The sequence below is a fragment of the Massilia sp. Soil_C_3 genome (assembly GCF_057657035.1).
On the sequence record NZ_JBDGJG010000006.1, the window covers coordinates 228,452 to 251,870 of the forward strand.

Genomic DNA, 23,419 nt, shown 5'->3' on the forward strand with positions numbered 1-23,419 from the left:
GTGGACCTGAGGCTGATAGCGCTAAAGATTGTCAAATGAGAACGCCATACCACGGAATGTGACATGTTCAGTAATCACTTTCACAGTCGCAACCCAAGTTGCATGGTATGTCGGTTGAATTTTCTTTTTAATAACTTGCATGCTAGACTGCCCGGCCCCCATTCCGAGCGATCCCTGACGTGACCCTGCGCCGATTTTTTGTCCTGCTCGCCGCCTTCCTCTCGGCCGGCGCCGCGCATGCTTCCGCTGATGGCGACGGCTTGCGCGCGCTGCGCATCGGCGCGCCCGAGGCGCCGGCCATCGATGGCATGCTCGATGAGGCGGCCTGGCAGCGCGCGCCACTGTACGACGATTTCCACAAGCACTTGCCGCGCGACGGGCAGCCCGCTCCAGGGGGCTTGCGCACCACGGTGCAGTTGCTGGTGGACGATGGCGCGCTGGTATTCGGCATCCGCGCCTGGGACCCGGCGCCCGAGCGGCGCCGCGGCCAGCTGGCGCGGCGAGACAAGGTCGCCGCCGACCAGGACTTCATCGGCATCTGGATCGACCCGGCCGGCCATGGCCGCTCGGCCCAGTTCGTGCGCATCAATACCCTGGGTGTGGTCAGCGACGGCATCCACCGCGCCGACGACGACGAATCCGACCTGGGCCCGGACTTCCCGGTCGAGACCGCCGTCAAAATCCTTCCCGACGGCTACAGCATGGAAGTGCGCTGGCCGCTGTCGAACCTGCGTTTCCCGTATGCGGACGGACGCAACTGGCGCATGATGGTCGAGCGCAGCGTCCCGCATGCCCAAGGCGCCTTGCTGGTGACGGCGCCGTTCCGGATCGACTCGCTGAGCCACCTGAGCTTTTTGCAGGAGATCGCGGGCATGGACGCCACCGTGGAAGCGGTGCGCGACCGCGGCTTCGTCGAGCTGCGTCCCGAACTGACGGTGCGCAGCGCACGCGCCTGGAGTCCGGGCCAGCGGATGCGCGGCTCGCAGGCCGAGCTGGGCCTGGAAATCAATGCCCGCCCGCGCGCCGACTGGGTGTTCAACGCCACCATCAACCCGGATTTCTCGCAGGTCGAGATCGACGAGCCGGTGTCGCAGGGCGCCAGCAACGTGGCGCTCAGCCTGCCCGAGAAGCGCGGCTTCTTCCTGGAGAGCGCCGACGTGCTGGGCCTGCCGCTGCCGGCCTTCTATTCGCGCACCGTGAACGATCCCGAATATGGCCTGCGCGCGACCTGGCGCGGCGCGCACATGGACGCCACCGCGATGAGCCTGCGCGACGAGCCGGGCGGCCTGGTGCTGCGCGGGCGTCCCTATGAAACGCTGGAATACGCGCAGACCCTGCGCACGATGGCCAGCCTGGCGCGAGCGCGCTGGCACCAGGACGGCCTGCTGCTGGGCGCCTTCGTCTCGCAGCGCGACTACCACCGCTTCGGCAGCAACGAGGTGCTGGGCGTCGATGCGCAATGGCGCGGCGAGACCGACGGCGGCGTCCAGCATCAGCTGTCCGGCGTGGCGATGGCCTCGCGCACCACGGCCGGCTTCACGGAAGATGATTTACCGGCGCAGGTGGACGGGCGTTCCGGCGGCTACCTGTGGGGCAAGTACCTGCACAAGACCGCACGCTGGTGGCACGAAGCCGAGGTGGAGGCGATCGCACCGGGCTTCGTGAACGACAACGGCTTCGTGCCGCAGGCCGGCATCGCCCGCATCACGGGATCGATGAACCGCATCCTGGGCCCGCAATCCATCGGCTCGCTCGAGCTGTACGAATTCGAGACCTATCTGATCGTGCACGAGATGCGCACGCTGGCCGATAGTTTCACCGGCCAGCGCGGCGGAGAAACGGTCGAGCGCAAGCTCCGTCCCGGCGTATGGATGGCGGCGCCGCTCCAGACCGGGCTGTGGTTCGAACTGGGCTTCGACCGCCAGCGCGCCGGGCCTGGCGGGCGCCTGCACGATACCCGGGTCGTCAACTTCGGCGTCGAGACCACGCCGGCGCCGTGGATCTCGAAGATCGCGGCGGAAGTCGCGCTGGGACGCCAGCTGGACGTCGACGCCGACCGCGTGGGGCCGGGCGGCAACGTGATCCTGGACGTGGGGCTGCGCTTCCCATTGCGCCGCGGCTGGTCGCTGGAGCTGGACCATCACGTGAACCGGGCCTGGGTACAGGGCACGCTGGGCCAGCCGGCGTTCTCCGACACCGCCTGGCGCTGGCTGGCGATGCTGCATTTCAGCGCGCGCGACTCGGTGCGTCTGCTTGCGCAAAACACCTGGGCTGCGCGGCGCGACGACGGCGTGACCCAGCTGGAAGCGTGGAACGACCGCCAGATCCATCGTTCGCTGCTGTACCGCCACCAATGGCGGGTCGGGCGCACGGTGTCGTTCGGCGTCGTGGACGACAAGCTGCCGCTGGTGGATGAGCGCAGCAGGTCGGTGACGTTCAAGCTGCAGTGGGAAGTGTAGGCGCTGCAGTGACGGTCCGCCGGCATGAAGCGTGCAGCACCATGTGAATGTGCACAATCGCGCGGCTCCCGCAAGCGACATACATTTGCATAAAGGCTTACTTTAATGACATTCATCGGATAGACTGCAATTTCACTCTCGAGTCCCCGAACCGATGAATACAGGCAACCCACCGGCTCTCGCAGCCAACCAGACGCCCGGACGAGCGGCCCGTAGCGGACTGGATTTCCCGGTTGTGGGGATCGGGGCGTCGGCCGGCGGTTTGCCGGCCTTGCTGCGCCTGTTCGGCGCGATGCCGGCCCAGCATGGCATGGCCTTCGTCGTCATCCTGCACCTGGCGCCAGAGCACGACAGCGCCGCCGGCGCCATCCTGCAGCGGGTGACGCAGATGCCCGTGCACCAGGTGAGCGAGCGGCAACCCATCCGGCCGGGTCATATCTATGTGATCGCGCCGAACCAGCAATTGTCGATGGACGACGGTCACCTCGACGTCGCCGCGCTCACGCGGCCGCGCGGCAAGCACACCGCGATCGATCTGTTCTTCCGCACGCTGGCCGAGGCGCACGGGCGCTGCGCCGTGGCCGTCGTCCTGTCCGGCACCGGCTCGGACGGCTCGGTCGGCCTGGGGCGGGTAAAGGAGCTCGGCGGCGTCACGCTGGCGCAAGACCCGATCGATTGCGACCATGAGGGCATGCCGGCCGCCGCCATTGCCACCGGCGTGGTCGACTTCGTGCTGCCGGCCGATGCGATGGCCAAAAAACTGGTCGACTTGTGGCAGACTTCACGCGATCTGGAACTGCCCTCGGAGGCCATCGAAGCCGAACCGGAATCCGGCAACGACAATGCCAGCGGCGGTAGCGCCAACGCCCGCGACGAGGAGGCCCTGCAGCGCATCATCACGATGCTGTGCGCCGATACCGGTCACGATTTCCGCCACTACAAACGCGCCACGGTGCTGCGCCGCATCGAGCGCCGCCTGCTGGTCAAGGGTGTGACCTCGCTGTCCGCCTACGCCGAACTGCTCGAACGCGAGCCGATCGAATTCCAGCTGCTGCTGAAAGACCTCCTGATCAGCGTAACGTCGTTCTTCCGCGACCGGGGTGCGTTCGAGGCATTGGAGCAGACGGTCATTCCCGACCTGTTTCGCAACAAGCCGCCGGGCCAGCAGATCCGCGTCTGGGTTGCCGCATGCGCCACCGGCCAGGAGGCGTATTCGATTGCCATGATGCTTGCGGAACACGCGGCAAGCCTGCCCAAGCCGGCGGAATTCCAGCTGTTCGCCTCCGATATCGACGAACACGCGATCTCGGTTGCCCGTGCGGGCGCCTATCCCACCGCGATCGCCATGGATGTGCCGGCGATCAAGCTGCGCCGTTTCTTCACGAAAGAGGAGGGACGCTACTGCATCCGCAAGTCGGTGCGCGACCGCATCCTGTTCGCATCCCACAACCTGTTGCGCGATCCGCCGTTTTCGCGGCTGGACATGATTTCTTGCCGTAATGTACTGATCTACCTGAACCGCGAGGCGCAGCTGCGCGTGCTGGAAAAATTCCACGCGGCCCTGAATCCCGATGGCTTCCTGTTCCTCGGGTCGTCCGAATCGGCGGATGCGGCGTCGGAATATTTCGTGCCGTTCGACAAGAAGAACCGGATCTATCGCGCTCGCACCCTGTCCCGGTCCGCCCGCTACCTGCCCGCACTGACCAGCCCAGCGCCGCATCGCACGCCAGAGCCGCTGCTGGCCGGCGTGCCGCCGCGTCCCCAGTTTTCCTACGGCGAGGTGCACCAGCGCGCGCTGTCGAAATTCGCGCCGCCAAGCCTGATCGTCGACCGCGATTCGGACATCGTGCACATGTCCGACACCGCCGGCCGCTTCCTGCGCCATATCGGCGGCGAACCGTCGCGCAATGTGATGGCGCTGGTGCTGCCCGAGCTGCGGCTCGAACTGCGCATGGCGCTTTACCAGGCGCTCCAGACGGGCAACAGCGTCGAGGCGCATCGGGTGATGATCAAGCGCGAAAGCGCGACCTTCTTCGTCAACATGATCGTCCGGCCGTTTACCGACGAGGTCGCCAATACCGGTTTCGCCCTGATCCTGTTCGAGGAGATCGAAAGGACGATGAACCCCCAGCCGGGCGAGAACGTCGTCGAGCCGAAGGATCTCGTGCTCCGCCAGCTCGAATCCGAGCTGCAGCGCAGCAAGCAGAAACTGCAAGAGACGATCGAGCATGCCGAGGTCTCCAACGAAGAGCATCGCGCTTCCAATGAGGAACTGCAGGCCATTAACGAAGAGCTGCGCTCGGCCACCGAGGAACTCGAAACCAGCAAGGAAGAGCTGCAGTCGGTGAATGAGGAACTCGTCACCGTCAACTACGAGCTGAAAGTGAAGGTGGAAGAAACCGGCAAGGCGAACGACGACCTGAACAACCTGATCGCGTCCACCGACATTGCCACGATCTTCGTCGACCGGGCGGTGTGCATCAAGCGCTTTACACCGCGGGCGGCGGACATCTTCTCGATCATCGCGACCGATATCGGCCGCTCGCTGCTCGATATCACGCACCGCCTCGAGTACGGCCACCTGGCCGACGACGTGTCCTCCACCTTCGATACCCTGCACCCCGTCGAGCGCGAGCTGCGCAGCAACGACGGGCGCTACTACCTCATGCGCCTGCTGCCCTATCGCACGACCGAAGACAGGATCGAAGGCGCGGTAATGACCTTCATCGACATCAGCCGCCGGCGCGAAGCGGAAGCCAAGGCCCGCATCGGCGAGGAGTGGATGCGCCTGGTGGCCGACAGCACCGACGACTACGCGATCATCACCACCGACCGCCAGGGCCTGGTCACGGCGTGGAACAAGGGGGCGGAGCGCAACTTCGGCTATGCCGAACAGGACATGCTGGGCGCCAGCGTGGATCGCCTGTACCTGCTGGAAGACCGGGTGGCCGGCGTGCCCGACAGCGAGCGCCGCGGCGTGCGCGCCAGCGGCCGCGCCGAGGACGAGCGCTGGTACCTGCGCAAGGACGGCAGCCGCTTCTTCTGCGCCGGCGTCACCACGATCCTGCACAAGGGCGACTTCGAAGGCTATGCCAAGATCATGCGCGACCAGACCTCGCGCGTGCATCACGACGAGCAGCGCGAGGTGGCGCTGTCGCGCGAACAGACCGGCCGCTCGCATGCCGAGTCGGCCAATGCGCTGAAGGACGAGTTCCTGGCCGTGATGTCGCATGAACTCCGGCACCCGCTCAACATCATCTATATCAATGCCGAACTGCTGGGACGCCTGCCGGCGGTGCGCGAGTCGCAGCCGGCGCTGCGCTCGGCTGCGATCATCCGCGAATCGGTGACGGCCCAGGCCAAGATCATCGAAGACCTGATGGACATTTCACGCGTCACGACCGGCAAGCTGACGCTCGCGATCCAGGACATCGACCTGGCCACGATCGCCGGCAAGCTGGTCGACGTTATGCGCACCGATCCGGCGGTCGACAACCTGCGGCTCGAATTCGTCCCCTATACCCGACCCGTGATGGTGGCGGTCGATCCGGTGCGGATCGAACAGGTGATCCTCAACCTGCTGAGCAATGCGGTCAAGTTCACCCCGGCCGGCGGCACGGTGCGCGTGGCCCTGGGCATCGAGAACGACCAGGCGCGCCTGGAAGTGAGCGACACCGGCGCCGGCATTTCCGAAGAAGCCCTGCCGCGCGTGTTCGAGATGTTCGGACAGGGCACGGCGACGGTGGTGCGCAACAAGACGGGCCTGGGAATCGGCCTGGCGCTGGTGCGCCAGATTACCGAACTGCATGGCGGCACGGTCGAGGTCCGTTCGCCCGGCATCGGCCAGGGCAGCACCTTTACCCTGTGCCTGCCGCTGGCGCAGATGGCCCAGGATGGCGGCGGGGGCGATGGCGGCGCCGGCCTGTCGAACCTGGCCGGACGCCGGCTGTTGCTGGTCGACGATTCGGAGGATACCGCCTCGGTGATCCAGATGCTGCTCGAGCTCGAGGGCGCCGAGGTCCAGGTGGCGTCGACCGCCCGGCAGGGCCTGGACCTGCTCGGACAAAGGAAATTTGATGCCGTCATTTCAGACATTTCCATGCCGGATATGGACGGCTACGAGTTCATTGCGGCGATCCGCACGATGCCGGGCCTGGCGCGCTTGCCGGTGATCGCGGCAAGTGGCCTTGGCCAGGAGCAGGGAGGCAAGCGCGCCGTGGAGGCGGGTTTTTCCGCCTGGCTGACCAAGCCGGTATCGGTGGACGTGTTGTGCGAAACCGTGCATGCCTTGTGCGAAGCCGCAAACGCATGATGTGACGCCCGAAGCATGTGTGCGCCTGTGCGCCAGCGCACCGACTGCGGCGTGAAGACGGATCATTGTCGTTAGATGAAAACGCCCCCGATTCCCGCCCGCGATATCGTTGTCATCGGTACTTCCACCGGCGGGCTGGAAGCGCTGCGCCTGCTGGTGGCCGGCCTGCCGTCGGGTTTTACGCCTGCCGTGCTGGTCGTGATGCACATCGGCACGCATGACAGCATCCTGCCCTCGCTGCTCGCGCGCACCTCGGTGCTGCCGGTACGACAGGCCCGCCATGGCGATCTGGTAGAGGCGGGCAGGATCCTGGTGGCGCCCCCCGATTTCCACCTGACCATGGTGCGCTCGGGCGCCCAGTGCAAGGTGGTGCTGGTCAGGACGGCCAAGGAAAACCATACGCGGCCGGCGATCGATCCCCTGTTTCGCGCTGCCGCGGCGGCCTTCGGGGCACGCGCGACCGGCGTGATCCTGACCGGCGCGCTGGACGACGGGACGGCCGGCCTGGCGGCCATCAAGGCCTGTGGCGGCACCGCCGTGGTACAGGATCCGGCCGAGGCGATGGTGCCCGACATGCCTGCCAGCGCCATCGATCACGTCGCCGTCGACCACGTGCTCAAGCTCGAAGAAATCCCTCAGGCCCTGCTGCGGCTGGCCGAGGCGAATGCGCAGGGCGGAGCGGCGCCGGGTGTTGCGCCGGAAGTACCGCAGTGGGTCGAACTGGAAAACAATTTCGGCATGGAGGGAGTTGACATGCACCGTCTGGAAGAGATTGCGCAGCCATCGACCTTTACCTGCCCCGACTGTCATGGCACCCTGTGGGAGCTCAAGGACCAGCAACCGCGGCGCTTCCGCTGCCATACCGGTCATGCCTACACGGAACGCAATCTCGTCGCGCTGCAGGGCGAGACGGTCGAGGATTCGATCTGGAGTGCGATGCGCGCGCTCCAGGAAAAAGAAATGCTGCTGCGTCGGATGTCAGACGACGCCTTGCGGAACAAGCAAATCGCGGCCTCTCTCGACTACAGCGCCCAGGCCAGGCAAGCCCAGCGCAGCGCCGAGGTCCTGCGCAGCCTGATCACCTCGAACACCGACGAAAGCCCCTGACTTCACATGCCTGATTACGACCGCTGACGCCGCGCCGTGCGCGCCGGTGATATGCTGGCGCCATGACTACCGAATCCGATATCGAACTGTCCGGCGCCTTCCAGGCCAAGGATGGGCAAGGCCGTACCCTCGACGTAAAGAACATCACCATCTTCGACGAGGGCTACGGGATTATTGACGTGTACGTGAAGTTCGCGGCCAAGCTCGAACCGGGCGCCTACAAGGACACGGTCCTGGTGCGCCAGCTCGTCGACCGCCTGCGCGCGGTCGGCTACAAGGGACCGGACTTCGGCCACAGCGATCCGGGGCTGCAGGAGAGCCGCCTGATCGTGCTCGAAGCGCCCGAGGAATTCGCGGCCTTCGCCAAGAGCCGCGGCTGGAAGAACCTGGCCGAAGACTTCGACGAATAAGCCACATTGAAAAGGGCCGGGATCGCTCCCGGCCCTTTCTACATCATGCGCCCAGGCGCAGCTCCAGTCCCGTCGCGGTATAGGTCGGCGTCACCGTGTAGCCCTCGACCGTGATGGTCTCGAACTTGCCTTTCAGGCTGCCCGCCGTGATCACCTTCAGCGTCGCGCCGGCCGCCGGCTTGTAGCCGTTCTGGAACACGATGCGCAAGGTGCCGCCGCCGATGGTCACCGCGCCGCTGACGCTCAGGTGGCCGTGGGTCACGGCGCCGACGCGCATTTCCAGCGTGCCGCCCTTCTGCTGGGTGTATTGCTTGGCCAGGGCCAGCGTGCCCGCCGTATTGTTCACCACCGTGGCGCCGCTGGCGACGTACACGTCGCCGGTGCCGAAGGCCGTCATCGACAGGGCTTCGAGCGTGCCGCCGTCGACCTGGGCGCCGCCGGTCCAGCTGCTCTTGCCGCCCAGCCTCAGGTTGCCGCTGCCTTGCTTGACCAGCTTGCCGCTGCCCGAAATGTCGTTGCGCCAGCGGTCGACCGCGTTGAAGCCGCCCTTGCCCGCATCCATGTTCACCACCACGTTGCCGGTGAAGACGGCATAGCCGTCGCCCGCGGCAAATAGATTAAGGCGGCCCCAGCCTTCAGGATCGTCCAGCACCGGATAGCCGGAAGGGATCGCGGTCGTCTTGAGCACCACGCGGCGCTGCGCCTCGCTCAGGTAGGGCAGGCGGGTTTCCAGCATCACTTCGGCGCCTTTCGGCACGACGGCCGGCGCGGTGGTCGAGCCGGTCTGCGGCAGGCCATAGGTCATACGGCGCAGGTAGTTGGCGCGGCTGGCAGCGTAGTCGGCGAAGCGGTCGTTGGCCGGCGTGCCGGAAGCCGCGTAGTTTGCGAAGTTGCCGGCATTGGTATCGGTCAGCTTCATCAGCGTGGCCTGGGCCTGGGCGCGGGCGGCGGCGCGGGTGGTGGCGCCGGCGGCAATCAGGTTGGCGGCGGCGATGGCTTGCGCCTGCACGCGGCCGCTGATCACGTCCAGCGGCGAGTGCATGCCGGCGAAGATGCGGCTCTCGCCCAATTCGAGGCCGCGGCCGACCAGTTCCTGGAAGCGTTCCGGCACCACATAGGCCATGGCGACGGCGTTGCGGGTCGCCTCGGCCGAGTGGCCGCTGGTGAAGCCGCCGTCGGTGCCCGGCGTCGTGCTCTTGGCCGGTTCCAGCTGCGGCACCACCTGCACTGCGCTGCTCCAGCGGTAGGGGCGCGCGTACTTGTAGAAGCGCTTGGCCGGCTCGGTCGAGCCGTTGGCGCCCATCGCGTTGACCAGGTCGATCACCTTGCCGAACTCGGGATTGGCATCGCCGCCCACGCCGTTGTTGTTGCCGCCGTCTTCGTATTTGACGGTCACGGCGTCCTGCGGCATGTCGTTGATGGTGGTGGTCTGGCGCGAGGCGCTGCGCCAGGCTGCGGTCAGCGGACCCATGCCGCTGGCGGTGCTGTAGCCCTTGCCGCGGCGGTCGTCCAGGTAGGCCAGCAAGGTCTGCTCCGGGGTGCGGCTGGCGGTGGCCTTGACCACGTAGTCGATGTTCGCGTTGTGCACCTGCGCGTTGACGATCGTGCCGCCGTTGGTGCCGTCGTTCGGCACGCCGGTCCAGGTCGAGGCGACGATGGCCGGGAAACCGTCCACGGCCGGCGCGGTCACGCCGGCATCGACGATCTCGGCCACCGGCTTGAAGATGTCGAGCATGCCGCCCAGGACGCGCACGCCGGCGTTGGTGGCCAGCGTGGCGTAGCGCGCGTCGCCGCGCTGGTTGGTGGCGACGGTGTCGACGAAGGCCGTGACGCCCGGCACCGGCGCGCTGTCGGCCGCACCCTGGTCGGCCGGCGCCGGGGGGATGACGACGACGACGTCGGCATCGTCATCGTGGTCCGAGCCGCCGCAGGCGGAGAGGGCGAGGACGGCGCCGATGGCGATGGCGAGCGGAAGACGGCGCAGCTGGACGACCTGGTGCATGTGAAATCCTTCAATGAATTGTGAGACACAAAAATTGAAGGGATGATATGAATACGCCATGACATGTTGATGACGGGATCATCAGGAGGAATGAATGCTCGATGCGGTACGCGATCTGATGCAGCCCCCGGCGGGCATGGCCTTCGACTTCAGCCAGCCGGCCGGCGAGGCGGCGCTGGCGCCGCATGACGGCGTCTCGTGGCGCGTGTTCGCCAATCCCATTGGCCTCTTTGTTGGCGGCGTGACGGCGGTGCTGCTCGAACTGGCCGAACCGTCGGTGCGCTCCGGCGTGTGGGACCACAGCAGCTTCCAGCGCGACCCGGGCACGCGCCTGCGCCGCACCGGTTTCGCGGCGATGATGACGGTGTACGGCCCGCGCTCGGCGGCCGAAAAAATGATCGCGCACGTGGTGCGCATGCATGGCCGGGTCAAGGGCACTACGCCCGATGGCGTGGCCTACCAGGCCAACGATCCGCGCCTGCTCGACTGGGTGCAGGCGACCGCCTCGTTCGGGTTCACCGAGGCCTATCACCGCTATGTGCGCGCGCTGTCCGATGCCGAGAAGGACGCCGCCTTCGCCGAGTCGGAACCGGCCGCGCGCCTGTACGGCGCGACCGGCGCGCCGGGTTCATGGAAGGAGTGGGAATCGCTGCTGGCGAAGACCGCCCCCGGACTGGAAGGCTCCGATATCCTCGCGGATTTCATGCGCATCATGGGCGAGGCGCCCATCCTGCCGGCGCCCTTGCGGCCGTTGCAGCGGCTGCTGGTGCGCGCCGCGGTGGAGATCACGCCCGAGCCGGTGCGCTCGCTGCCGCAGCTGCGCGGGCGGGGCTTGCGCTTCGGCGAAGCGGCGCTGGTGCGCGCCCTGGCGCGTGGGTCGGTGCTGGCGCCGCTGGGCGACACGCCGCAGGCCCAGGCCGCGCGGCGCGTCGCGCGCCGGTGATCAGAACGCGGCGATGCCGGTCTGGGCGCGGCCCAGGATCAGGGCGTGGATGTCGTGCGTTCCTTCATAGGTGTTGACCACCTCGAGGTTGACCATGTGGCGGATGATGCCGAATTCGTCCGAGATGCCGTTACCGCCCAGCATGTCGCGCGCGACGCGGGCGATGTCCAGCGACTTGCCGCACGAGTTGCGCTTCATGATCGAGGTGATCTCGACCGCCGCCGTGCCTTCGTCCTTCATGCGGCCCAGGCGCAGGCACCCCTGCAGGCCGAGGGTGATCTCGGTCTGCATGTCGGCCAGCTTCTTCTGCACCAGCTGGTTCGCCGCCAAAGGTTTACCGAACTGGGTGCGGTCCATCGTGTACTGGCGCGCGGTGTGCCAGCAGTCTTCGGCCGCGCCCAGCGCGCCCCAGGCGATGCCGTAGCGCGCCGAGTTCAGGCAGGTGAACGGGCCCTTCAGGCCGCGCACCTCGGGGAAGGCGTTTTCTTCCGGGCAGAACACCTCGTCCATGACGATTTCGCCGGTGACCGAGGCGCGCAGGCCGAACTTGCCGTGGATCGCCGGCGCCGACAGGCCTTTCCAGCCCTTCTCGAGCACGAAGCCGCGGATCGCGCCTTCGTCGTCCTTGGCCCACACCACGAACACGTCGGCGACCGGCGAATTGGTGATCCACATCTTGCTGCCGGTCAGGCTGTAGCCGCCGTCCACCTTGCGGGCGCGGGTGACCATCGAGGCCGGGTCCGAGCCGTGGTTCGGTTCGGTCAGGCCGAAGCAGCCGATCCATTCGCCGGTGGCCAGCTTCGGCAGGTATTTCTGGCGCGTTTCCTCATTGCCGAATTCATAGATCGGCACCATCACCAGCGAGGATTGCACGCTCATCATCGAGCGGTAGCCGGAGTCGACGCGCTCGACTTCGCGCGCGATGAGGCCATAGGCGACGTAGTTCAAGCCAGGTCCGCCGTACTGCTCGGGAATGGTCGGGCCCAGGAGGCCCAGGTCGCCCATTTCGCGAAAGATCGAGACGTCCATGGCCTCGTGGCGGAAGGCCTCGAGGATGCGCGGCTGCAGCTTGTCCTGGCAGTAGGCGGCGGCCGCGTCGCGCACCATGCGCTCGTCGTCGGTCAGCTGGCTGTTCAGCAGCAGCGGGTCATCCCAGTGGAAGGAAGCTTTCTTGGACGAGTCGGTACGGGTCATCGCAAAATCCTGTCTCTAAGTTCTAGTTCGGTAGGTGCCTTGTAAGGCGCGCCTGAACATTATAGAAACGTGCCGCCCACGTATCTTTTGAAACTGCGACAGGAATTTCTATTTTTGACCAGCCGTGCTGCCGAATTTGCCGCCGTGGAAGATCAGGGCCGACTGTGGATGGACCTGGCACTCCTCGACCTCGCCGACGAAGATGACGTGGTCGCCTTCGGGATAGCGGCTGCGGTTGTGGCATTCGAACCACGCCGACACGCCTTTCAGGATCGGCAGGCCGGTGCGCGACAGTTCGTACTCGACACCCTCGAACGGGTTCTCGCTGCGGCGCGAGAAGCGCAGCGCCAGTTCTTCCTGGCCGGCGGACAGCACGTTGATGACGTAGTGCGAGTTGCCGCTGAAGATGGGCAGGCTGTTGGCGCCGGCGCCCAGGCTCCACAAGACCAGCGGCGGGTCGAGCGAGACCGAATTGAAGGAGCTGGCGGTGAGACCCCGGAAGCTACCGTCGGCCAGGCGCGTGGTAATGACGGTCACGCCGGTCGCGAATTGCGACAGGGCGTGGCGGAAATGTGTTGTATCGAAGTCGCGCGTCGTCGCGCGGGCGGAAAGTGTATTCATGCGGTTCCTGAGCGTTGGCGCTCATTATGCCATCGTCGGGGGTGTCCTTGCCGCGAGCGGGCCGTAGCCGTGGTCAGTATCCCCGCAGTTCAATGCAGAACGATGCGCTTTGCGCTACATTAAAGATATCTGATCTTACCAATGCCAAGGTGAACTATGAGTGAGCAAAAAGCAACCGAAGTAGCCATCCTGGGCGGCGGATGCTTCTGGTGCCTGGAAGCGGTGTACCTCGAGGCGCGCGGCATCACCCGCGTGGAATCGGGCTATATGGGGGGCCAGGTCGACTATCCGAGCTACGAGGCGGTGTGCAGCGGCACCACCGGCCACGCCGAAGTGGTGCGTCTCGAATTCGACCCTGCCGTGATCGGCTACCGCGACATCCTGGAGATCTTCTTCACCATTCACGACCCGACCACCCTGAACCGCCAGGGCAATGACGTCGGCACGCAGTATCGCTCGGTGATCTTCACCACCTCGCCCGAACAGGTGGAGATCGCGCACAAGGTGATCGGCGAGATGGGCCTGGTGTGGGACGCGCCGATCGTCACCGAGGTCAAGCCCCAGGAAACCTGGTACAAGGCCGAAGACTATCACCAGAACTACTTCGCCCAGCACCCGCTGCAGGGCTATTGCGCCTTCGTGGTGGCGCCGAAGGTGGCCAAGTTCCGCAAGACCTTTACGGATCGTTTAAAGGCATAAGCACCATACGAGCAGCCACCGTCGTTCCCGCGCAGGCGGGAACCCAAGTAAGCATGAGCCGCCTCTGCAATAATTTTCCGTGGCAGTGCTGAGGACTTGGGTCCCCGCCTTCGCGGGGACGACGTGCTCAAGCCGCGTGACAAATACGATGCGCCTGATCGATCGACATCGGCATCAGGCATACATATACCTCCTCGACCAGGGCAACTGCGCCACGTCGCTCCCCGCCTTGCCGCACACGATCTGGTACAGGCTGATCCGGTCGTGGGCGAAGGCGTAGGCGCAGCCGGCAAGGTAGACGTGCCAGATGCGGAAGCGCTTCGGGTCGGTCAGGGTGCGGATGTGGGCGGCATTGCTCTCGAAATTGTCGGTCCAGAGCGCGCAGGTGTGCGCATAGTGGCGGCGCAGGTTTTCCACGTCGCGCACTTCCAGGCCGCCTTCCTGCATCGCCCGCACCACGGTTGCCAGGTGCGCCAATTCTCCCTGCGGGAACACGTATTCGTCGATGAACTGGCCGCCGCCATAGGGCGTGGCGCCATTGTCGGCGTCGGTGGTGGTGATCCCGTGGTTCATCACGACGCCGCCTGGCGCCAGCAGGCGCGCCACCTGCGCGAAATAATCCTTCAGGTGCTGCACGCCGACGTGCTCGAACATGCCGACGCTGGTGATGCGCTCGAAATGGCCGTCGACGTCGCGGTAATCCTGGATCCGGATCTCGACACGGTCCTGCAGCCCGGCCTTGACGACCCGTTCGCGCGCCAATGCGGCCTGGTTCTCGGACAGCGTGATGCCCACGCAGCGCGCGCCGAACTGTTCGGCCGCGCGCAGCACCAGCGCGCCCCAGCCGCAGCCGATGTCGAGCAGGGTCTGGCCGGGACGCAGGTCGATCTTGCGCAGGATGTGGTCGATCTTCTTGGTCTGCGCGGTGGCCAGGTCTTCGTCGCCGCCCTCGAAGTAGGCGCAGGAATACACCATGCCGGGATCGAGCCAGGCGGCGTAGAACTCGTTGGAGACGTCGTAGTGGTAGCGGATCGCGTCGCGGTCGGATTCGCGCGTGTGGTTTCGCCGGAAGCCCAGCGCGTCGGCCAGGCGGCTGCGCCCGTTGTCGGCGCCGGACGCCGCCAGCGCATTGCCGACCGCGATGATGTCGGCCGCGCGGCCCATCACCTCGATCGCGCCCTCGACGTAGGCGCGGCCCAGGCTGTACAGGGAAGGGGAGCGCAGGTAGCGCAGTGCGGCCGGGCCGGGGATGCGGATGGTGACCCGCGGTGGATCGGGCGACAGGTCGATGCGTTCACCGTTCCACAGCTCCACGCGCAGTGGCAGTGACAGTTGCGGCAATGTGCCGCGCAGGCCCGATTGCCAGGCCGACAGCTTGATCTGATCGAACACGGTCCACCCCTTTTATCAAAGGCGTAGCCGGCCGCGGCTCCTGGCCGGTTACGGTTGCAAACGCTGGCGCGTCCAGCTGCCGTCTTCCTGACGCTCGTAGACGATGCGGTCATGGAAGCGCGAACGCCGGCCTTGCCAGAATTCGATACGGTCGGGGATCAGGCGGAAGCCGCCCCAGTTGTCGGGACGCGCCGGATCCTCGCCAGCCCCCTGCGCCACGACGTCGTAGTTCTGTTCGAGTTGCGCACGGCTGTCGATCGGCGCGCTCTGGCGCGAGGCGATCGCCGACAACCGGCTCTTGAGGGGACGGCTGCGGAAATAGCGGTCGCTTTCGTCCGGCGCAGTACGCTCCACACGTCCTTCGATACGTACCTGACGTTCGAGTTCGCTCCAGAAGAACAGCAATGCTGCGTAGCTGTTGTCGCGCAAATCCGCGCCCTTCTTGCTGTCGTAATTCGTGTACCACGAGAAGCCGCGCGCATCGAATTGCTTGACCAGCACGATGCGCGAGCTTGGCCTGCCGTTGGCGGCCACGGTGGACAGCGACATCGCATTCGGTTCGTTCACTTCGGCTTTCAGGGCCTGCTCGAACCAGGCCGTGAATTGCGCGATCGGATCGTCGAGGACGTCGGCCTCGTCCAGGCTGGCCTGGCCGTAGTCCTTGCGCAGGTCGGCCACGGCCTGGCCCACGGCCGGCGACGGCGCGGCCGCCGGCACAGCAATGCCGCGGCGCAGCTGCATGGCCTGGCCCAGTTGCGCCATCTGCTGCGGCGAGAACAGGCGTATCGCCATCGGCGCCATGGTGCTTTCTTCGCGCTCCATATGGGAGGTATAGCTGGCCACGAAGCGTCGCACCTGGCTATCCGACAGCACCGTGCCCGTGCCTTCGGCAATGGCGGTCAGCTGCTCGTGCAGGTCTTGCCACAGCGCATCCATGTCCTTGTGGTCTTGCAGGATGGTCGGCGCCAGCGCCTGCAGGATGGCGGCGTCGTCGCCCTGGGCGGTGGCGCGCAGCATCGGGATCAGGTCCTGCTCCTCGTCGTCGTGGTGCAGGTGGGCCGCCTTGTCGAAGTAGCGCAGCACCGCGCTCGCCGCCTGGCGCGCCTGCTCGTCGGCGCCGTGCAACGGCAGGTGTTCCAGCAGTTTTTCCAGGGTCGCGAGCTGTTTGCGGATGCGTCCGTGGCAGTGCTTGAGCACGGCGATCGGCTGGGTGAAATCGGGGGCGGCGTCGTGCAGGAGGGAGCTCATGGCGTTCCAGTAGCATTTTGGTGACACGCAAAAAATTTGCTCATCACTATTTGGTTATCTAAGAGGTATTTTAGTGCAGATGCGAAAGGCGTGTCCGCTACAATATTGGGATGAACCAGATCAACACTCAGCTCTTTTCGGCAACGTTGGACGACGAAGTCGACTTCGCGCGACGCTTTGGCGGCATCGCCCGCCTCTACGGTGAGCGCGCGCTCGAACGTTTTCGTTCAGCACACGTTTGCGTGATCGGCGTCGGCGGCGTCGGCTCGTGGGTGGTCGAGGCGCTGGCGCGCAGCGCGGTCGGCCGCCTGACCCTGATCGACCTCGACAATGTGGCAGAGTCGAACATCAACCGTCAGATCCAGGCGCTGTCGTCGACCGTCGGGATGGCCAAGATCGAGGCGCTCAAGCAGCGCATCGCCCAGATCAATCCGTTCTGCCAGGTCACGCTGGTCGAGGATTTTATCGATCCCGAGAACATCGCGGCAATGATCGGCGATAAGGATTTCGATTATGTGGTCGATGCCATCGACAGCGTGAAGCCGAAGGCGGCCCTGATCGCCTGGTGCAGCGCCAACAAGATGCCGCTGGTGGTGGTGGGCGGTGCGGGCGGCCAGATCGATCCGACCAAGGTCGAGATCCGCGACCTGGCCCGTACCGAACAAGAGCCCTTGCTCAAGAAAGTGCGCAAAATCTTGCGTGCACAATATGGTTTCTCGCGCGGCGAGAAACAGAAATACCATATCGACGCCGTGTTCTCGATGGAACCGCTGCGTTATCCCGACGCTGGCGATGCCTGCGATGTCGAGCCGAACAGCATCACGGGCCTGAACTGCGCCGGCTTCGGTTCGAGCATGGTGGTCACCGCCACCTTCGGCATGGTGACGGCGGGCCAGGTGCTGCGCCGCCTGGCTGAGGCCGCCAATGCCGAGGCCGAGGCTGCGCTGGAGGCCCAGGCTGCCCCGGTCGGGCAAACTGTGCAAGCCGAAGCGGCCTTGTTATCATAAGATTGTTGCAACCGTCCGGTTGCCTATTCTTGGAAGAGCACACATGATTCGTCGATCCGCATTCATTGCACTGCTGCTGGCCGCCGCGAGCGTCCAGGCGCAGGAAGGCGCGCAGGACGCCAGCAAACCGACCACCCAGCCGCCGCCGGACGTGCAGCAGTCGAGCACGCCGCCGGTCGCGCCGCCGGAGAATCAGGTCCCGGCGCCGGTGGCCGAGGCGCCCGCACCCCAGGTCGAGATCGTCGATCGCGTGGTCGGCACCGGCAAGGAAGCGTCGCTGGGCAGCAATGTCGTGGTCAACTACACCGGCTGGTTCCACAAGCCGCTGGCCCGCCAGCAGCGCGGACGCAAATTCGATTCGTCGCTCGATGGCGGCCGCGATCCGCTCGAGTTCCAGCTCGGCGCGGGCCGTGTGATCAAGGGTTGGGAGCAGGGCGTGGCCGGCATGAAGGTCGGCGGCAAGCGCACCCTGATCATCCCGAGCGCGCTGGCCTATGGCAAGCGCGGCGCGGGCGGCGGCATGATCCCGCCGGATTCCGACCTGATCTTCGACGTGGAACTGCTGGACGTCAAATAACGTCAATATTTGTTCGACAACGGAGGCGGCATGAAAATCGCGAACGATGTCACTGAACTGATAGGCAATACCCCGCTGGTGCGCATCCGCAAGCTGGCGATGGGCAGCGGAGCCGACCTGGTCGGCAAGCTGGAATTCCACAATCCCGCGCACAGCGTCAAGGACCGCATCGGCCTGGCCATGATCGAGGCCGCCGAGGCGGCCGGCCTCATCGACTCCGACACCACGGTCGTCGAACCCACCAGCGGCAATACCGGCATCGCGCTGGCGATGGTGTGCGCGGCGCGCGGCTACCGCTGCAAGCTGGTGATGCCCGAGACCATGAGCAGCGAGCGGCGCATGCTGCTGCGCGCCTATGGCGCCGAGCTGGTGCTCACTCCCGGCAGCGAAGGCATGCTGGGCGCCATCCGGCGCGCCGAAGAGATCGTGGCAAGCGACCCGCGCGCCTTCATGCCGCAGCAATTCAACAACCCCGCCAACCCCGAGGTGCACCGCCGCACCACGGCCGAGGAAATCTGGCGCGACACAGACGGCAAGATCGACATCCTGGTGGCGGGCGTGGGCACCGGCGGCACCATCACCGGCGTGGCCGACGTCATCAAGCCGCGCCGCCCCGGCTTCCAGGCCATCGCCGTGGAGCCCGAGGCGTCGCCGATGCTGTCGAAGGGCACCAAGGGCCCGCACCCGATCCAGGGCATCGGCGCCGGTTTCGTGCCGCAGGTATTGGATACCGCGTCCTACGACGAAGTGATCTCCGTGAAGAACGAAGATGCCTTCGAGACGGCGCGCGCCGCCGCGCGCGAGGAAGGACTGCTGGTCGGCATCTCGTCGGGCGCGGCGCTGTGGGCCGCGATCGAGGTGGCGCGCCGGCCGGAGAACGCGGGCAAGCTGATCGTCGTCATCATTCCCTCGTTCGGCGAGCGTTATCTCAGCACGGCGCTGTATGCGAATCTGGCGGGATAAACGCTAACCCTGCGCATCATGCTTGGGTTCCCGCCTGCGCGGGAAGTCGTTATCTCCAGTGGAGATAACGACGTGAACGAGGTGCGGGCTAAAGAGTTTGCATCCCGATTCCTCCACCCCAAACAACGTCGTACCCGCGCAGGCGGGTACCCAAGTCCTTCGCACACCCGCAGCTAGTGCGCGTGCACCTGCAAGGTGCAGTGGTGATGAATCGTCCCCTGTTCCACCTGCAGCGTGCAATGGTGGATCGCATGCTTCTCGCGCAGCGTGTGCTCGATGGCGTCGAGCACCGCGTCGCCCGGATAGCCGCCCGGGATCACCAGGTGGGCGGTAAGCGCGGTCTCGGTCGTGCTCATGGCCCAGATATGCAGGTCATGCACCTCGGTCACGCCCGGCTGGCCGGCCAGGAAGGCCTGCACCTTGCCTGCGTCGACGTTCGGGGGCACGGCCGCCATCGACAGCTGCACCGATTCGCGCAGCAGCGACCAGGTGCCGATCACGATCACCACCACGATCACCAGGCTCACGATCGGATCGATCCAGGTCCAGCCCGAATACATGATCGCCAGGCCAGAAATCACCACGCCCAGCGACAGCGCGGCGTCGGCCGCCATGTGCAGGTAGGCGCCGCGGATGTTCAGGTCGCCCTTGCTGCCAGCCAGGAATAGCCAAGCCGAGAAGCCATTGATGACGACGCCGATGGCGGCCACGATCGACACCGTCGCGCCGGCCACGGGCGCCGGCTCGGCGATGCGCTGCACCGCTTCCCAGGCGATCGCGCCGCAGGCCACCATCAGGAGCAGGCCGTTGCCCAGCGCCGCCAGGATCGACGAACCGCGCAAGCCGTAGGTGTAGCGGCCCTTGGGCGCGCTCTTGGCCAGCAGGGCGGCGCCCCAGGCCAGCATCAGGCCCAGCACGTCGGACAGGTTGTGGCCGGCGTCGGCCATCAGCGCGGTGGAATGGGCGATGAAACCATAGGTGAACTCGACGATGACGAAGGCCAGGTTCAGGCCGATCGCCAATGCGAAGGCGCGGCCGTGGCCGTCGGGCGAGGGCATGTGGTGGTGGTGGTGGTGGTGGCCGAAGCCATGGGAATGGCCGTGATCGTGGCCGTGGTCATGGTGATGCTTGTGCTGATGGTCGTGTGCGTGGCTCATGCGTCCATTCCGTTGGCGGGTTCGGCGATGTGCTCGAACATGGTGGAGAGCAGGCTGCTGATGTGGGCGTCGGCAGCCGAATAGAAGACTTGTTTGCCCTGGCGCTCGGCCTTGACGATGCGGGCCGCGCGCAGCAGGCGCAGGTGGTGGCTGACCAGGGAACTGGACAGCGCCAGGCCGGCCGCGATATCGCCCACCGCCGTCGGCTGGGCCAGGCAGGCCAGCACGATGCGCAGCCGGGTCGGGTCGCCCAGCAGGTGGAACAGGTCAGCCAGCTGGCCGATCGCCTCATCTGGCGGTGGGGCGATGGGCTGGGCGGGCGGATGTGCGATGGTCAAGTGTGGCTCTAACATATGAATAGGTGTTCATATGTTAGGCGAAACAACCGCGCCGGGCAAGCGCGGTGTCGTTCAGCGTTGTGTCTTATCCATCGTCTGTCCGTCGTCGTCGCGCATCTCGGGCTGTCCCAGTCCAAGTTTCTGCAGCTGCGGCAGGATCTTGCGCCGCTCGCCGACCGCCACCACGATCATCCGGTCCGGATCGAGATACGCCCGCGCGACTCTCTGCACGTCTTCCACGCCGACCTGCGCCAGCTCCCGCGCCAGACGGTCGTAGTAATCCGGCGCCAGGCCATAGACGAACAACTCGGTCAGGCTGGCGCCGATGTCGGCATTGGTCTCGAACTGGCCCGGCAGCGACAGCAACTGGGCGTTGCGCGCCGCATCGAGTTCGGCCTGCGACAAGGGCTGCTCGCGCATGGCCGCGATCTCGCGCAGGATCTCGCGCACCGATGCGCCGGTGGCGTCCTGCTGCACGCTGGCCTCGACCGAGAATGGCGCGGGGGTGCGGTCATAGTCGAAGTGCGAGTAGATGCCGTAGGTATAGCCCTTGGTCTCGCGCAGATTGTTATTCAGGCGGCTCGAGAACATGCCGCCCAGCGCGCCGTTCATCACTTGCAGGGCAGGGAAGTCGGGCGTGTCGCGCGCCGGGCCCATAGAGGCCACCTGCAGTGCCGTCTGACCGGCGTCCGGCTGGTCGACCAGGATCAGGCGCGCCGGCGTGGGGCGGGTCTCGGCGGGCTTGACCTCGGGCGCGTCGGCCGCCGGCCAGGCGCCGAACTGCGCCTCGGCCAGCGCTTCCAGTTCGGCGCGCGTGATGTCGCCGGTCACCACCAGCGCCGTATTGGACGGCACGTAGTGGCGCTTCCAGAAGCCGGCGATGTCCTCACGCGTGGTGGCGCGGATCGCCGGCTCCAGGCCCAGTTGGCCATACGCCTTTGGATGCGCGCTGCCGAATAGCGCGCCGGCCGCCGCCAGCGCCGCCACCGTTTCCGGATCGTCGCGCTGCTGCGTCAGGGCGCCGAGGCGGTCCTGCCGCTGGCGCTCGATCTCGGCCGCCGGGAAGGACGGGTGCTGGACGATGTCGGCCATCACTTCGAGTGCGCGCGCAAAGGTCGCGCGCAGCGCCAGCAGCGACACGGTCGAGACGTCGTCGCTGCTGCCGGTGTCCATGAAGGCGCCTAATTGCGCGATCTCGTCGGCGATCTGCGGGGCGCTGCGGGTGGCCGTGCCTTCTTCCAGCATCTGGGCCGTGAAGCCGGCCAGGCCCGGCAAATTGTCCGGGTTCGCCGCGCCACCGCTCTTGACCACCAGCTGGCTCGACACCAGCGGCAGCGCCGGATTGTGGTGGTGGATCACCGTCAAGCCGTTGGCGAGCTTGAAGGTCTCGCCACGCGGCAGCGTGACCTTCGGCGTCGGGCCGGCCATGGGCGGCGTCGCGCGCCACGGTTCGGCCTCATTGAGTGCGGCCTGTGGGTCTGGCGCGGCCGGCGTCTTGGCGGGCTTGGGCGCGCGCGGATCGTCGACCTTCGGCTTGCCGGGCACGCCGGTCACCACGGCGCGCGCCTCCGGCTTGAGCCAGGTCTGCACGGCGCGCTGCACGGCGGCGGCGTCGATGCGGCGCAGGCGCGCCAGGTCCTTGGCGAGGTAGCCCGGGTCGCCCGTGTACAGGTTGTAGTGGTTGAGTTGCTCGGCCAGGCCGTCGCCGCCGAGTTTTTCGAGCGACGCCAAGAGGGCCGTCTCCAGGCTGTTGCGCGCGCGTTCGACTTCGCGCTCGCTCGGGCCGTCCTTGCGCAGCCGTTCCAGCTCGGCGTCGATCGCCGCTTCGAGTTCCTGCGGCGTGTGGCCGGCGCGCGCGGTGACGTCGACCACGAAGGTTGAACTCAAGGCCAGCGAGGTCTGGGTGCTCGATACGTCCTGCGCGATCTGGCGCTCGTACACCAGCGCCTTGTACAGGCGGCTCGACTTGCCGCCGCCGAGGATGGTGGCGGCCACCGCCAGTTCGGCGTCGCCCGGCTGGTAGGCGGCCGGCGTCAGCCAGCCCATGAACACGCGCGGCAGCTCGACCCGGTCGCGCACCACGACCCGGCGCTCGGCCGCGATCGGCGGCGTGACCACCTTGGGACGCACGACGTCCGGGCCGCGGCGCAGGCCGCCGAAGTAGCGCATCACCAGTTCGCGCGTCTTGCCCTTGTCGATGTCGCCGGCGATCACCAGGCTGGCGTTGTTGGGGCCATAGTAGTTGGTGAAGAATTCGCGCACGTCTTCCAGTCGCGCGCCCTGGATGTCGGCGTGCGAGCCGATGATCGAGGCCGCATACGGATGGCCCTTGGGGAACAGCGTCTGCAGCAGCGCTTCCTCGACCAGGCCATATGGCTCGCCCTCGACGGTCTGGCGGCGCTCGTTGCGCACCACGTCCTGCTGGTTGGTCAAGGCCGGCTGGTCGAGCACGTCCAGCAAAAAGCCCATGCGGTCGGCATGCACCCACAGCGCCAGTTCGAGCTGGTTGCTCGGCACCGTGTCGTAGTAGCTGGTGCTGTCGAAGCCGGTGCCGCCATTGCTGTCGGTCGCGCCGGCGCCTTCGAGCAGGCGGTCGGCCTCGCCGCGCGGAATGTGGCCGGTGGCGGCGAACATCATGTGCTCGAACAGGTGGGCGAAGCCGGTCAGGCCGGGCGCCTCGTTGGCCGGGCCCACGTGGTACCACAGGTTGACGGCCACGATCGGCAGGCGCTTGTCCTCGACCAGGATCAGCTGCAGGCCGTTGGGCAGCACCGTTTTTTCAAAGGCGATCGACGGGATCGGCGCCGAGGCCGGCGCAGGAGGCCGGTCCTGGGCCTGGCCGGCCGCCGGCGCGGTGGCCGGAACGGCAGCAAGCATCAGCGGGACCATCAGGGTGGGGATGTTCAAATACTCTCCGTAATTCAATGACAATGCCCTTGCCGCGATCGAGCGGCGCACGCCTTGCCATTATCCCGGATACGGAGAAATTT

17 protein-coding genes are annotated in these 23,419 nt (G+C 66.4%); 9 read left to right on the forward strand and 8 right to left on the reverse strand.

Translation table 11 applies throughout. The features are described from left to right. Positions 1-179 precede the first annotated feature (179 nt). The 4 genes from AC3A6F_RS13985 (at position 180) to AC3A6F_RS14000 (ending at position 8,288) form a co-directional block, all read left to right on the forward strand. Positions 180-2,459 carry a carbohydrate binding family 9 domain-containing protein gene (locus AC3A6F_RS13985; RefSeq protein WP_487681671.1) on the forward strand — a complete coding sequence of 760 codons (2,280 nt, stop codon included), beginning with the start codon at positions 180-182 and terminating at the stop codon, positions 2,457-2,459. A 154-nt stretch (positions 2,460-2,613) separates the two neighbouring features. Then, on the forward strand, positions 2,614-6,771 hold the full coding sequence (locus AC3A6F_RS13990) for a CheR family methyltransferase (RefSeq protein WP_487681673.1): 4,158 nt from the start codon (positions 2,614-2,616) through the stop codon (positions 6,769-6,771). 75 nt (positions 6,772-6,846) lie between these two features. After that, on the forward strand, positions 6,847-7,878 hold the full coding sequence (locus tag AC3A6F_RS13995; RefSeq protein WP_487681675.1) for a chemotaxis protein CheB: 1,032 nt from the start codon (positions 6,847-6,849) through the stop codon (positions 7,876-7,878). Between the two features lie 62 nt (positions 7,879-7,940). Then, positions 7,941-8,288 (forward strand): hypothetical protein, encoded by a 348-nt coding sequence (locus AC3A6F_RS14000; RefSeq protein WP_147935595.1) that lies wholly within the window; start codon positions 7,941-7,943, stop codon positions 8,286-8,288. Between the two features lie 43 nt (positions 8,289-8,331). Here the strand turns inward: AC3A6F_RS14000 and AC3A6F_RS14005 are convergent, their stop codons facing one another. Next, positions 8,332-10,290: a phosphatase PAP2 family protein gene (locus AC3A6F_RS14005; protein ID WP_487681677.1), complete on the reverse strand. Its 1,959-nt coding sequence runs from the start codon at positions 10,288-10,290 to the stop codon at positions 8,332-8,334. Between the two features lie 94 nt (positions 10,291-10,384). Here AC3A6F_RS14005 and AC3A6F_RS14010 point away from each other — a divergent pair, with 94 nt between their 5' ends. Continuing rightward, entirely contained in the window at positions 10,385-11,233 is an 849-nt protein-coding gene (locus AC3A6F_RS14010) for an oxygenase MpaB family protein (RefSeq protein ID WP_487681679.1), read from the forward strand. Here AC3A6F_RS14010 and AC3A6F_RS14015 read toward each other — a convergent pair whose 3' ends face one another. Then, positions 11,234-12,427, reverse strand: coding sequence for an acyl-CoA dehydrogenase (locus AC3A6F_RS14015; RefSeq protein ID WP_320473974.1), 1,194 nt, complete (start codon positions 12,425-12,427; stop codon positions 11,234-11,236). A 108-nt stretch (positions 12,428-12,535) separates the two neighbouring features. Continuing rightward, on the reverse strand, positions 12,536-13,048 hold the full coding sequence (locus tag AC3A6F_RS14020) for a flavin reductase family protein (protein WP_487681681.1): 513 nt from the start codon (positions 13,046-13,048) through the stop codon (positions 12,536-12,538). Positions 13,049-13,204: 156 nt separating this feature from the next. On the opposite strand from AC3A6F_RS14020, the gene msrA reads away from it, so the two are divergent. Next, positions 13,205-13,747 carry a peptide-methionine (S)-S-oxide reductase MsrA gene (gene msrA / locus AC3A6F_RS14025; protein ID WP_487681683.1) on the forward strand — a complete coding sequence of 181 codons (543 nt, stop codon included), beginning with the start codon at positions 13,205-13,207 and terminating at the stop codon, positions 13,745-13,747. Positions 13,748-13,921: 174 nt separating this feature from the next. Here the strand turns inward: msrA and AC3A6F_RS14030 are convergent, their stop codons facing one another. Together AC3A6F_RS14030 and pdxH are read right to left on the reverse strand one after the other, a co-directional pair. Further along, positions 13,922-15,139 carry a class I SAM-dependent methyltransferase gene (locus AC3A6F_RS14030; protein WP_487681685.1) on the reverse strand — a complete coding sequence of 406 codons (1,218 nt, stop codon included), beginning with the start codon at positions 15,137-15,139 and terminating at the stop codon, positions 13,922-13,924. A 48-nt stretch (positions 15,140-15,187) separates the two neighbouring features. Next, a complete protein-coding gene (gene pdxH, locus AC3A6F_RS14035; protein WP_487681687.1) occupies positions 15,188-16,387 on the reverse strand; it encodes a pyridoxamine 5'-phosphate oxidase in 1,200 nt (399 codons plus the stop codon). Positions 16,388-16,497: 110 nt separating this feature from the next. Between pdxH and tcdA the strand changes: the two genes are divergently transcribed. Genes tcdA through cysK form a run of 3 tightly spaced genes read left to right on the forward strand, consistent with a single transcriptional unit; the run spans position 16,498 to position 18,934 of the window. Continuing rightward, positions 16,498-17,394 (forward strand): tRNA cyclic N6-threonylcarbamoyladenosine(37) synthase TcdA, encoded by an 897-nt coding sequence (tcdA, locus tag AC3A6F_RS14040; RefSeq protein WP_487681689.1) that lies wholly within the window; start codon positions 16,498-16,500, stop codon positions 17,392-17,394. A 43-nt stretch (positions 17,395-17,437) separates the two neighbouring features. Next, positions 17,438-17,971, forward strand: coding sequence for an FKBP-type peptidyl-prolyl cis-trans isomerase (locus AC3A6F_RS14045; protein ID WP_320473980.1), 534 nt, complete (start codon positions 17,438-17,440; stop codon positions 17,969-17,971). A gap of 30 nt (positions 17,972-18,001) precedes the next feature. Next, positions 18,002-18,934 carry a cysteine synthase A gene (gene cysK, locus AC3A6F_RS14050; RefSeq protein WP_487681692.1) on the forward strand — a complete coding sequence of 311 codons (933 nt, stop codon included), beginning with the start codon at positions 18,002-18,004 and terminating at the stop codon, positions 18,932-18,934. A 173-nt stretch (positions 18,935-19,107) separates the two neighbouring features. Here cysK and AC3A6F_RS14055 read toward each other — a convergent pair whose 3' ends face one another. The 3 genes from AC3A6F_RS14055 to AC3A6F_RS14065 are packed head-to-tail and all read right to left on the reverse strand — an operon-like array spanning position 19,108 to position 23,336. Continuing rightward, entirely contained in the window at positions 19,108-20,091 is a 984-nt protein-coding gene (locus tag AC3A6F_RS14055) for a cation diffusion facilitator family transporter (RefSeq protein WP_487681693.1), read from the reverse strand. Further along, entirely contained in the window at positions 20,088-20,444 is a 357-nt protein-coding gene (locus tag AC3A6F_RS14060; RefSeq protein ID WP_487681694.1) for an ArsR/SmtB family transcription factor, read from the reverse strand. Before AC3A6F_RS14060 ends, AC3A6F_RS14055 begins: the two co-directional genes overlap by 4 nt. 57 nt (positions 20,445-20,501) lie before the next feature. After that, positions 20,502-23,336 (reverse strand): M16 family metallopeptidase, encoded by a 2,835-nt coding sequence (locus AC3A6F_RS14065; RefSeq protein ID WP_487681696.1) that lies wholly within the window; start codon positions 23,334-23,336, stop codon positions 20,502-20,504. Positions 23,337-23,419: the final 83 nt, after the last annotated feature.

What these genes read in the sequence shown, in the direction of transcription:
- AC3A6F_RS13990 (WP_487681673.1), top strand. Translation starts at nt 2,614, where the DNA reads ATGAATACAGGCAACCCACCGGCTCTCGCAGCCAACCAGACGCCCGGA.
- AC3A6F_RS13995 (WP_487681675.1), top strand. Translation starts at nt 6,847, where the DNA reads ATGAAAACGCCCCCGATTCCCGCCCGCGATATCGTTGTCATCGGTACT.
- AC3A6F_RS14000 (WP_147935595.1), top strand. Translation starts at nt 7,941, where the DNA reads ATGACTACCGAATCCGATATCGAACTGTCCGGCGCCTTCCAGGCCAAG.
- AC3A6F_RS14005 (WP_487681677.1), bottom strand. Translation starts at nt 10,290, where the DNA reads ATGCACCAGGTCGTCCAGCTGCGCCGTCTTCCGCTCGCCATCGCCATC.
- AC3A6F_RS14010 (WP_487681679.1), top strand. Translation starts at nt 10,385, where the DNA reads ATGCTCGATGCGGTACGCGATCTGATGCAGCCCCCGGCGGGCATGGCC.
- AC3A6F_RS14015 (WP_320473974.1), bottom strand. Translation starts at nt 12,427, where the DNA reads ATGACCCGTACCGACTCGTCCAAGAAAGCTTCCTTCCACTGGGATGAC.
- AC3A6F_RS14020 (WP_487681681.1), bottom strand. Translation starts at nt 13,048, where the DNA reads ATGAATACACTTTCCGCCCGCGCGACGACGCGCGACTTCGATACAACA.
- msrA (WP_487681683.1), top strand. Translation starts at nt 13,205, where the DNA reads ATGAGTGAGCAAAAAGCAACCGAAGTAGCCATCCTGGGCGGCGGATGC.
- pdxH (WP_487681687.1), bottom strand. Translation starts at nt 16,387, where the DNA reads ATGAGCTCCCTCCTGCACGACGCCGCCCCCGATTTCACCCAGCCGATC.
- tcdA (WP_487681689.1), top strand. Translation starts at nt 16,498, where the DNA reads ATGAACCAGATCAACACTCAGCTCTTTTCGGCAACGTTGGACGACGAA.
- AC3A6F_RS14045 (WP_320473980.1), top strand. Translation starts at nt 17,438, where the DNA reads ATGATTCGTCGATCCGCATTCATTGCACTGCTGCTGGCCGCCGCGAGC.
- cysK (WP_487681692.1), top strand. Translation starts at nt 18,002, where the DNA reads ATGAAAATCGCGAACGATGTCACTGAACTGATAGGCAATACCCCGCTG.
- AC3A6F_RS14055 (WP_487681693.1), bottom strand. Translation starts at nt 20,091, where the DNA reads ATGAGCCACGCACACGACCATCAGCACAAGCATCACCATGACCACGGC.
- AC3A6F_RS14060 (WP_487681694.1), bottom strand. Translation starts at nt 20,444, where the DNA reads ATGTTAGAGCCACACTTGACCATCGCACATCCGCCCGCCCAGCCCATC.